Source organism: Streptomyces sp. NPDC002476 (assembly GCF_042889785.1).
Lineage (GTDB): Bacteria > Actinomycetota > Actinomycetes > Streptomycetales > Streptomycetaceae > Streptomyces.
The window spans coordinates 17,666-27,666 of sequence record NZ_JBIARH010000062.1 but is presented as its reverse complement, the minus strand read 5'-3'; the positions used below and the strand labels follow the sequence as shown (position 1 = coordinate 27,666).

General features: G+C 71.8%; 10 protein-coding genes. 9 read left to right on the top strand and 1 reads right to left on the bottom strand.

The annotated features are described in order from the left end of the window. On the top strand, nucleotides 1-245 hold a 245-nt coding region (locus ACFYXM_RS34710), incomplete at its 5' end, for a zinc ribbon domain-containing protein (RefSeq protein ID WP_389295532.1). Nucleotides 246-481: 236 nt separating this feature from the next. On the opposite strand, the gene ACFYXM_RS34705 is transcribed toward ACFYXM_RS34710, so the two are convergent. Next, the gene (locus tag ACFYXM_RS34705; RefSeq protein ID WP_389295530.1) at nucleotides 482-997 is read right to left on the bottom strand and encodes an IS5 family transposase; all 516 of its coding nucleotides are present in this window, start codon (nucleotides 995-997) and stop codon (nucleotides 482-484) included. A gap of 218 nt (nucleotides 998-1,215) precedes the next feature. Between ACFYXM_RS34705 and ACFYXM_RS34700 the strand changes: the two genes are divergently transcribed. From ACFYXM_RS34700 to ACFYXM_RS34665, 8 genes are all read left to right on the top strand, one after another. Beyond that, nucleotides 1,216-2,148, top strand: a complete 933-nt coding sequence (locus ACFYXM_RS34700; protein WP_389295528.1) for a proline iminopeptidase-family hydrolase — start codon at nucleotides 1,216-1,218, stop codon at nucleotides 2,146-2,148. A gap of 137 nt (nucleotides 2,149-2,285) precedes the next feature. Further along, complete coding sequence (locus tag ACFYXM_RS34695; RefSeq protein ID WP_389295526.1) at nucleotides 2,286-3,221, top strand: ACP S-malonyltransferase; 936 nt, start codon at nucleotides 2,286-2,288, stop codon at nucleotides 3,219-3,221. 94 nt (nucleotides 3,222-3,315) lie between these two features. Further along, entirely contained in the window at nucleotides 3,316-3,567 is a 252-nt protein-coding gene (locus tag ACFYXM_RS34690; RefSeq protein WP_073788050.1) for a phosphopantetheine-binding protein, read from the top strand. Between the two features lie 43 nt (nucleotides 3,568-3,610). Beyond that, on the top strand, nucleotides 3,611-5,218 hold the full coding sequence (locus ACFYXM_RS34685) for an AMP-binding protein (RefSeq protein ID WP_389295534.1): 1,608 nt from the start codon (nucleotides 3,611-3,613) through the stop codon (nucleotides 5,216-5,218). A 113-nt stretch (nucleotides 5,219-5,331) separates the two neighbouring features. Next, nucleotides 5,332-6,870, top strand: coding sequence for an AMP-binding protein (locus ACFYXM_RS34680; RefSeq protein ID WP_389295524.1), 1,539 nt, complete (start codon nucleotides 5,332-5,334; stop codon nucleotides 6,868-6,870). Next, nucleotides 6,867-8,195, top strand: a complete 1,329-nt coding sequence (locus tag ACFYXM_RS34675) for a type III PLP-dependent enzyme (protein WP_389295522.1) — start codon at nucleotides 6,867-6,869, stop codon at nucleotides 8,193-8,195. Before ACFYXM_RS34680 ends, ACFYXM_RS34675 begins: the two co-directional genes overlap by 4 nt. After that, nucleotides 8,195-8,644: a cobalamin B12-binding domain-containing protein gene (locus ACFYXM_RS34670; protein ID WP_389295520.1), complete on the top strand. Its 450-nt coding sequence runs from the start codon at nucleotides 8,195-8,197 to the stop codon at nucleotides 8,642-8,644. Before ACFYXM_RS34675 ends, ACFYXM_RS34670 begins: the two co-directional genes overlap by 1 nt. After that, entirely contained in the window at nucleotides 8,641-9,960 is a 1,320-nt protein-coding gene (locus tag ACFYXM_RS34665) for a methylaspartate mutase (RefSeq protein ID WP_389295518.1), read from the top strand. Before ACFYXM_RS34670 ends, ACFYXM_RS34665 begins: the two co-directional genes overlap by 4 nt. The last annotated feature ends 41 nt before the right edge of the window (nucleotides 9,961-10,001 follow it).

Here is a 10,001-nt window from a genome sequence, read left to right as displayed (position 1 = left end):
ACCGCTTCTTCCCCTCCTCCAGGCTGTGCTCCGTCTGCGGCACCTTGCAGGACAAGATGCCGCTGCACGTCCGCACCTGGACATGCGCCTGCGGCGCGACCCACGACCGGGACGTGAACGCCGCACGCAACCTGCTGGCCGCCGGACGGGCGGTGTCGGCCTGTGGAGCTGGTGTAAGACCTCAACGGAGAACTCCGGGCGGGCAGTCGGCGATGAAACAGGAAGTCTCACGGCGCGAGCCGTAAGAATCTCCCTCCTTCAGGAGGGAGAGCGTCAAGATGTCCTCTTCGCGGGGGAAGGAGCGGGGCACGCCGACACCGCGGGAAGGGCTCCGGGCTCGGCGCCGGTGCGGCGCGGTCGGCCGTCCCCCGCACGCTAGGCAGCCTGGCCGGGGGTGGCCCACCCCTAGGCGCCCCTAGGGCGTGTCTGGAGTTGTGATCTGGGCTCGCGGGGCGTGGCACGCACGCACCGGACGACGCTCCTACTGCGGCGAGTCTCCATGCTGCCCTGCCGTCACCACGATCGACATGGGCTTCTGACCCTGCTCAACTGCCAGGTGGAGCTTGGTGGTGAACCCGCCGCGCGACCTTCCCAGCCCGTGATCACGGGGCTCGGTGAAGATGCCGCCCGGTGGTTCCTTCTGCAGGTCGCCCTGTTTGCGGGCCCCGGCCGCATGCTGATGGGCGCGGCAGACCGTGGAGTCGACGCTCACGTCCCACGTGATCGCACCCTTCGCGTCGGCCAGGGACTGGAGCCGGGTGAGGAGCCGCTGCCAGGTGCCGTTCCGCTGCCATCGGCGGAACAGGTCGTAGACCCGGCCCCACGGTCCATACGCGACGGGGACATCCCGCCACGGAACACCGGTTCGGATCCGGAACCGTATGCAGTCGATCAACTGCCGCCGAGGCCAGACGGGCGGCCGCCCCGCCTTCCTGCTCTTCGGCAACAACGGCTCCAGCACCGCCCACTGCTCGTCCGTGAGATCTCCCCGACCCATGAACCGTGATCATTCACGGTCCGAGATCCACTTTCGACACACGGCCTAGGGGCGGTTAGGGGTCCGTCGGACGCCGGGGCTGGGGCTAGCGTCGGCAGCGGACCACGGCGGAGCACAGTCGTCCGGCGCCCGCGCCCGGCGCTCCGCGCTCCGCGGTCCGGCCCGACCCCCGTGAGCGGACGGCCGCCGCGCCCCGTAGCCGAGCAGAGGTGATCAGCGTGTCCCCGGAACCCAGCGCGAAGGGGCTCGTCCCCAGCGCCAAGGGCACCATTCCCTTCGGGGAGTACCGGACCTGGTACCGGGTGACCGGCGAGATCGGCGCGGGGCGTCCAGCGGTCGTCGTCGTGCACGGCGGGCCCGGCAGCACACACGACTACCTGCTGCCGCTGGCCCGCCTCGCCGAGGACGGCTGGCCGGTCGTCCACTACGACCAGCTGGGCAACGGTGGATCGACCCATCTGCCGGGCAAGGGAGCCGAGTTCTGGACCGTCGACCTGTTCCTCGACGAACTCGACAACCTGCTGAGGGAGTTGGGTGTCGCCGACGACTACGTGCTGTTCGGGCAGTCCTGGGGCGGTCCGCTGTGCGCCCGGCACGCCATGGGACGGCCGCCCGGACTGCGGGGTCTGGTCGTCGCCAACGCGCCCGCTTCGTACCCCGTCTGGCTGAAGGAGATGGCCCGGCTGCGCGCCGGTCTGCCGCCGGACGTGCAGCAGGCGCTGCTGCGGCACGAGGCGGACGGCACGTACGACAGCGAGGAGTACCTGTCGGCCATGCGGGTCTTCTACGAGCGCCACGTGTGCCGCCTCACCCCGTGGCCCCGTGACTTCCTCTCCTCCTTCATGGAGATCTACAACGACCCGACCGTCTACTACGCGATGAACGGGCCCAACGAGTTCCACGTCATCGGCTCCCTGAAGGACTGGTCGATCGTCGAGGACCTGCACACCATCCGCACGCCCACACTGCTCATCAGCGGCCGTCACGACGAGGCCACCCCGGACGTGGTCCGGCCTTACCACGAGCGCGTGCCCGGAGCCCGCTGGGAGATCTTCGAGGAGTCCAGCCACCTGCCGCACCTGGAGGAACCGGAACGGTTCTTCGAGGTCGTGACCGGGTTCCTCGACGGCCTGGGACAGCTCGACCTGTGACAGCGGCTCGGGACAGACGGCCTGGGACAGACAGCCTGTGACAGACGGTTTGTGACAGCACGTCGGAGCAACGGGTACTTCACGACACCGGCCGCCGCATGCTGCCGGCACCTGCGAAAGGGGGCGGGGACACCGCCATGGCGTACGACACCGCTCTGGTCTTCCCCGGCATGGGACCTGTCCCGTTCTCCGAGGTGGGCCGGTTCATGGTTGCCAGCCCCTACGCCCGGGAACTCGTCGCCGTCGCCGACGAGGCGCTCGGCTACTCGCTCGTGGACGCCTTCCGGTGCGCCGACGGCGACTACTCGGAGGCGGCCCAGGTCGCCTTCTTCGTGAACAGCCTGGCCTGTGCCCACTGGGCCCGCGACCACCTGGGCGTCGAACCGGACATCGTCGCCGGCCCCAGCTTCGGCGAGAAGGCCGCCCTCGCCTACACCGGGGCCCTGAAGCTGCCCGACGCCGTCCGGCTGACCGCCGGGATCGCGCGCTGCCTCGACGGCTACTTCGCCGACCACCACCAGGACGTCGTCACCCTTTCCTTCGCCCGCGCCCCGCGCGACGGACTGGACGCGATCCTCGCCGAACTCGACGACGCGGGGGAGTGGCACGAGATCTCCTGCCGCGTCGACGAAGACTTCTGGATGGTTTCCCTGGCCGAGCGGCGCGTGGAGTGGATGCGGGAACGGCTCCGCGCCATCGGCAGCCTCCCCCTCTACACCATGCGGCCCCCCATGCACGCCTCCGCGTTCGCCCCGCTGCGCGCCAGGGCGGAGCGCGAGGTGGTCTCCCGCCACACCTTCACCGACCCGGCGTTGCCGGTCGTCGCCGACCAGGACGGCAGGCTGCTGCACACCGGTGGGGAGCTGCGCACCATGCTGCTCGACGGCTTCGACCACCCGATGGACTGGCCGAGCGTCGTCACGGCCCTGCGGGACGCGGGCGTGCGACGGCTGTGCGTCGCCGGGCCCGACAGCCTCTTCGGCCGGGTTCCCCTCACCACCCGCTCCTTCGACGTCGTCGCGGCGCATCCCCGCCTCGCGATGACGCCCCGGCGCCGCCCGCGCGCCGCCTGAACCCGCCCGGACCCGAACGAACTCGAACGTACCTGGACGAACCCGCCCGGGCCCGGCCCGTACCCGACCGAACGATCAGCAGGAGGCACACCCCATGTGGGACGACCGGTTCGAAGAGATACTCCGCACCTTCCTGCCGTTCCTGCCCCCGCAGGAACCGCTGACCGCCGACACCGAGCTCAAGGACCTCGGCCTGGACTCCCTCGGCACGGTCCAGTTGCTGGGCACCCTGGAGGAGACGTACCAGGTGCGCTTCCTCGACAGCGCGCTGACCATGGACACCTTCCGCACCGCGGGCGTGCTGTGGGAGACCGTCGAAGGCATGCTCCAGCGCACCACGAGCTGACGGGGCGGCCACCGTGGATCCCACCGATCCCACCGATCCCACCATGGACGGGACGCTGTCCGGACGGTTCCTGCGCGGCCTGGCCCTGGCGCCCGAGCGGCCCGCGCTGCGGATCGACGGCACCGCTGTCGCCTACCGCGAACTGCACGAACGGGCCCTGCTGCTCGCCGGATCGCTGCTCGCCGGCTTCCCCGGCCGGCCGCCCGCCGTCGGCGTGCTGGCGGGCAAGGGGCCGTCGGCGTACGCGGCTCTTCTGGCCGCTCTCCACAGCGGTGCCGTGGTCGTACCCCTGCAACCGGCTTTCCCGGTCGCCCGCACCCGGCAGATGATCGAGGCGGCGGGGGTGGGAGCCCTGATCGCCGACGACGACGCCCTGCCCGCGCTGACCGCGCTGCACGAGGACGGCGTCCGGCTGCCCACCCTGTTCGCCCCGGGCGGGCAGCCGATGCCGGTGATCCCCGTCGACCCCGGCAGCACGCTCAAGGCGCCGATGCCCGCCCGCCCGGCGGACGTCGCCTATGTGCTGTTCACCTCCGGATCCACCGGCCGGCCCAAGGGTGTACCGGTCACCCACGCCAACGCCGCGCACTACTTCGCGCTGGTCGACGAGCGCTACGACTTCGGTCCGCGGGACGTCTTCTCGCAGACCTTCGACCTCAACTTCGACTGCGCGATGTTCGACCTGTTCTGCGCCTGGGGCGCCGGGGCCACCGTCGTCCCCGTCCCCGCGCGCGCCTACGCGCACCTGCCGGAGTTCGTGGCCGAGCAGGGGCTGACCGTGTGGTTCTCCACACCCAGCGCGATCACGCTGGTCCGGCGCACCGGCGGGCTCGCGCCCGGTGCCCTGCCGTTGCTGCGCCGGAGCTTCTTCGCGGGGGAGGCGCTCAGCCGCCGCGACGCCGAGGACTGGGTGGCCGCCGCCCCCGGCACCGTGCTGGAGAACCTCTACGGGCCGACCGAACTCACCATCACCGTCAGCGCGTACCGGTGGCGGCCCGGCCGGGAGCACCCGTACGACATGGTTCCGATCGGTGATGTGCACCGGGGGCACCGTGTGCTGCTGCTGGCCGACGACGGCTCGCCGAGCGGCGGCGACTCGCCGGGCATTGCCGAGCGCTTGCCGAGTGTCGGCGACGAGGGCGAACTATGTATCGCTGGGCCGCAGTTGACGCCCGGATACCTCGATCCGGCCGACGATGCCGGGCGCTTCCTGGAACGGGACGGGCAGCGCTTCTACCGCACCGGCGACCGGGTCCGCCGCACCGAGCACGACGGCTGGCTCTACCTGGGCCGCCAGGACGCCCAGGCGCAGGTGCACGGCGTACGGGTGGAACTGGCCGAGGTCGACGCCGCCGTGCGCGCCTGTCCGGGCGTCGAGGACGCGGTGACCGTCGCGGTCCCCGTGGACGGCACGGCCGAACTCGCCGTCTTCCACACCGGTGCCCCCGTACCGCCCGCCCGGCTCGCCCGTCACCTGCGGGAGCTGCTGCCCGCCGCGGTCGTCCCCCGGGCCTACCACCATCTGGACGCGCTCCCGCTCAACACCAACCGCAAGACGGACCGCAGGGAGCTCACCTCCCGCGCCGAAGCCCTGCGGCGGCGGCCCGCCGGGTCCGCTGGCAGGGGCGAAGGACGGCAGGAGGCGCAGTGACAGGAACGAAAGCAGCGACGGAAGAAGCCACAGCCACAGGAGCAACAGGAGCAACAGGAGCAACAGGAGCAATAGAAGTGATGGGGGCGACAGGAAGGACGGCAGGAACCGCCGTGAACGGTCGAACGACAACGCGGGCTCGCACCGGCGCCCTGGTGCACGACCTGCTCGACGAGGCCACCGCCGAATACCCCGACGCGACGGCGGTCGCCGACAGCGCCGGGCAGTGGACCTACCGGGAGCTCACCGCCCGGAGCCACGCCGTCGACGCCTGGCTGGGGGCACAGGGCGTGGGGCACGGCGACCGGGTCCTGGTGCAGCTGCCCAGCACCCGCGAACTCGTCGCCCTGCTGTACGGCACGGCGCGCCGGGGCGCCGTCCTCGTCCCCGTCAACACCGGCATGAAGGACTACCACCTGCGCGCGGTCGTCGAGAACGCGGAACCCTCGCTGGTGATCGTCACCGCCCCCGCCGTCGACCGCGTCGCCGCGCTCGTGGACGGGATCCCCGTACGCGGCCTGGACACGACCTGGCGGGAGATCACCGAACTGCGCGGGAGGGAGGCGCGCGGGGACGGCGGTCCCGTCGGCCACGAGGACATCGCCGTCCTCGTCTACACCTCGGGGTCCACCGCGGCCCCCAAGGCCGTCGTCTGCCCGCACGGCCGGATGGTCTTCGCGACCGAGGCCATCAACCTCGAACTCGGCTACCGGCCCGACGACGTGGTGTTCTGCCGCTTCCCCATCTCCTGGGACTACGGCCTCTACAAGGTGCTGCTCACCGCCGCCGGACGCAGCAGCCTCGTGCTCGCCGACGGCGAGTCCGACCTGGTGCTGCTGCGCCGCATCCGGGAGACCGGGGCCACGGTCGTCCCCATCGTACCGTCCCTGGCCACCATGATCTGCGCGCTCGCCGAACGCGAACCGCGCCGGGAATCCTCCGTCCGCATGTTCACCAACACCGGTGCCGCGCTGCCGAAGACCACCGCAGACGGGCTGCGTACGGCGTTCCCCGGAGCCGAGGTGATCACCCAGTTCGGGCAGACGGAGTGCAAACGCGTCTCCGTGCTGCCCCCCGAACACCAGGACGCCAAGCCCGAATCGGTCGGCCGCCCGCTCCCCGGCACGCGTGCCTTCGTCGTCGACGACGAAGGCACCCCGCTGCCGCCCTGGCGGACCGGGGAGATCGTCGTCGAGGGACCGCACGTCATGCCGGGCTACTGGCGCGCGCCGGAGCAGACCGCGCGTGCCTTCCGGCGCGCTCCCGACGGCGGACTACGCCTGCACACCGGCGACTTCGGGCACGTCGACGAGGACGGATTCCTGTTCTACGAGGGCCGTCGGGACGACATGTTCAAGCACAAGGGCGTCCGCATGAGTACCACCGAGATCGAGGCCGCCGCCACGGACATCCCCGGCGTCCGCGCCGCCGCCGTCCTGCCGCCCGCCCCCGGCCGGGACCTCGCGGTCTTCGCCGAGGGCGACATCGACCCGCACGTCCTGCTCAGGGAGCTGTCCCTGCGGCTGGAGCCCGCCAAGGTGCCCGGCGTCGGTCGCGTCGTCGACGAACTGCCGCTGACCCCGCACGGCAAGCACGACCGCAAGCGGCTCGTCCACATCCTGGAGAACCCGGAAGGAACGTCCACGCCGTGACCGGCCCCACCGAACTCGCCCGGCGCTTCGGCACCCCCGCCTACGTCTACGACCTGGACCGGGTCGCGGCGGCACGCGACGACCTGTTCGCCGCGCTGCCCGACGAGGTCGACGTGTTCTACGCGGCCAAGGCCAACCCGCACCCGGAGATCCTGCGCGAGCTGCGTACCGGCGCCGCCCACCGGACCGACGGCCTTCGTGACCCCCGGGACACCCACGGGACCGACGGCTCCCACAACACCCGCGACACTCGGGACACCCACAACACACGCGCCTGCCGCGCGGAGATCAGCTCCGTCGGCGAACTCGACGCCGTGCTGCGGGCCGGGTACGACGGCAACGAGGTGCTGTACACCGGTCCGGGCAAGACCACCGGGGAACTGGCCGAGGCGATGACCCGGGGCGTGCGGATGTTCTCCGTCGAATCCCTCGGCGATCTGCGGCGTGTCGGCGGGACGGCCGTACGGCTCGGCGTCACCGCCGACTGCCTGATCCGGGTCAACAACGCGACCGGGGCGGCGGCCACCAGCATCCGCATGACCGGTGTGCCCTCGCAGTTCGGCTTCGACAGCGAGACCCTGCCCGGGCTCGCCGCCGAACTGCGAGAGGTGCCCGGCACCACCCTGGCCGGACTCCACTTCTTCCCGCTCAGCAACGCCAAGGACGAGGCGAGCCTCGTCGCCGAGTTCCGGCACACCATCGCCACCGCCGCCGCGCTCCGGGACGCCCTCGGCGTGCCGTTCCGCTTCGTCGACATCGGCGGCGGCTTCGCCGCCCCGTACGCGGTCCAGGGACATCGCCCCGCCTACGGCGGACTGCGCGACGCCCTGACCGCCTCGCTCGACGAGCACTTCCCCGGCTGGCGCGACGGCGCCCCGCGCATCGCCTGCGAGTCGGGCCGCTACCTGGTCGCCGACAGCGGCACCCTGCTCACCACTGTCGTCAACGTCAAGGACAGCCGGGGCACCCGCTACGCCGTCCTCGACGCCGGCATCAACACCTTCGGCGGGATGTCCGGCCTCGGCCGCATCCTGCCGGTCTCCGTCGAACCGCACGAGTCCGTCGGCACCGACGGCACCCCGGCCCACCTCGCCGGACCGCTGTGCACCCCCGGCGATCTGCTCGGCCGGGCCGTCCCGCTGCCCGACCCGGCCCCCGGGGACCTGCTGACCGTCCCCAACGCCGGTTCCTACGGACCCACCGCCAGCCTGCTGATGTTCCTCGGCAGGCCCGCGCCCGCCGAGATCGTCGTCCGTGGCGACGATCTCGTCTCCGTCTCCCGTATCCAGCACATCCGAACCTATGAACACGGACAGGCCCTGTGATGAGTGACGTCCCCACCCCCGCCCCCGGCGACCGGCCCGTGCTCGTGGCCGGCGGCAGCTCCGACTCGCACACCTGGAACCTGGTCTACCTCCAGCTCCTGATCGAGGAGCACGGCCACCGTGTGGTCAATCTCGGCCCCTGCGTGCCCGAGGACCTGCTGATCCGCGAGGCCGTGGCCCACGACCCCGCCCTCGTCGTGATCAGCAGCGTCAACGGGCACGGCTACCACGACGGCATGCGCACCGTCACCCGGCTGCGCGAGCACCCCGCGCTCGCCGCCGTACCCGTCGTCATCGGCGGCAAGCTCGGCATCGCCGGACCCTGCGGCGAGGCGGAGACGGCCGCGCTGCGCGCCGTCGGCTGCGACGCGGTCTTCGACGACAGCGCCGAGGGCGTCACCGTCTTCCGGGGAATGCTCGACGCGCTGCCCCAGCGAGTCCTGGTGTGACCGCTGCCCCCGCGGGCCCCGATGCGTCCGGCGCCGGGTTCGGCGCGTTCGTGCGCCGGGCCCACGACGCCGGACGGCTGGTGGTACAGCCCCGGATGGGCATGAGCGACCCGGACCGGATGCGGTCCGGGCTGCTCGCCACCCGGGACGCCGCCGCGACGACCGTCGGCACGCTCACCCTGGACAGCTACACCCGGGTCGGCGACCTGGAGTCGGCGCAGCTCGCCGTCCTCGAAGGGGCCGACCTCAACGGCTATCCCCTGGCCAGCCACGAGACCACCACCACCCGCCGGGTCCTCGACGGGATCCACGGCCCCGCCTTCCCGGTGCAGGTACGGCACGGCTCGGCGGCACCCCAGCACATCTTCCGGGCACTGATGGCCGTGGGACTCGACGCGTCGGAGGGCGGGCCGGTCTCCTACTGCCTGCCGTACGGCAGGGTCCCGTTGCGCGAGTCCGTCGCCCACTGGTCCGAGTCCTGCGAACTGCTCGCCACCCTGCGCCAGGCGAGCGGCGCGGAACCGCATCTGGAGACCTTCGGCGGCTGCATGCTGGGCCAGCTCTGCCCGTCCGGGCTGCTCGTGGCGATCAGCGTGCTGGAGGCGCTGTTCTTCCGTCGACACGGAATCCGGAGCATTTCCGTGAGCTACGCCCAGCAGACGCATCCGCGTCAGGACGCCGAGGCGGTGGCCGCGTTGCGCAGCCTGTGCGCGCGGTTCCTCCCGGACACCGAATGGCACGTCGTCGTCTACGCCTACATGGGACTGTTCCCCGAGACCGGGCACGGGGCCCGCCGACTGCTCGCCGAAGCCGCCGCACTGGCCGTCGCGAGCGGCTCGGAACGCCTCATCGTGAAGACCGTCGCGGAATCCCGGCGCATCCCGACGGTGGCGGAGAACGTCGCCGCCCTGGAACACGCGGCCGACGCCGCCGCGCGCACCGCCCGAGCCCCGCTGGACGGCACCGCGACGGAGACGTACGCCGAGGCGTACGCGCTGGTCGACGCGGTGCTCAACCTGGACGACGACCCCGGCGCCGCACTGCTGAAGGCGTTCGCCGAAGGCCGGCTGGACGTTCCCTACTGCCTGCACCCGGACAACGCCGGACGCAGCAGGAGCTACATCGCGGCGGACGGCCGGCTGCGCTGGGCGGATGTCGGGAGGATGCCGCTGACCGGTGTCGCCGACGTGCGTCCGGCGCATGCCGTCACCGCCGCGGAACTCCTCGATTCCCTGTCCTACGTGAGGCGTTCATTCGACCTTCAAGTCCCCTTGAAAGCAGACGAGTCGAACGACCCAGCCCTTAGGGGTGCTTAAGGGTACGGCCCCTTCGGGGGCGTCATTACGGTGAGGAAAAA

Bases quoted from the DNA above. Each gene is read 5' to 3' on its own strand.
- ACFYXM_RS34685 (WP_389295534.1), top strand. From the start codon at position 3,611: ATGGACGGGACGCTGTCCGGACGGTTCCTGCGCGGCCTGGCCCTGGCG.
- ACFYXM_RS34670 (WP_389295520.1), top strand. From the start codon at position 8,195: ATGAGTGACGTCCCCACCCCCGCCCCCGGCGACCGGCCCGTGCTCGTG.
- ACFYXM_RS34705 (WP_389295530.1), bottom strand. From the start codon at position 997: ATGGGTCGGGGAGATCTCACGGACGAGCAGTGGGCGGTGCTGGAGCCG.
- ACFYXM_RS34695 (WP_389295526.1), top strand. From the start codon at position 2,286: ATGGCGTACGACACCGCTCTGGTCTTCCCCGGCATGGGACCTGTCCCG.
- ACFYXM_RS34690 (WP_073788050.1), top strand. From the start codon at position 3,316: ATGTGGGACGACCGGTTCGAAGAGATACTCCGCACCTTCCTGCCGTTC.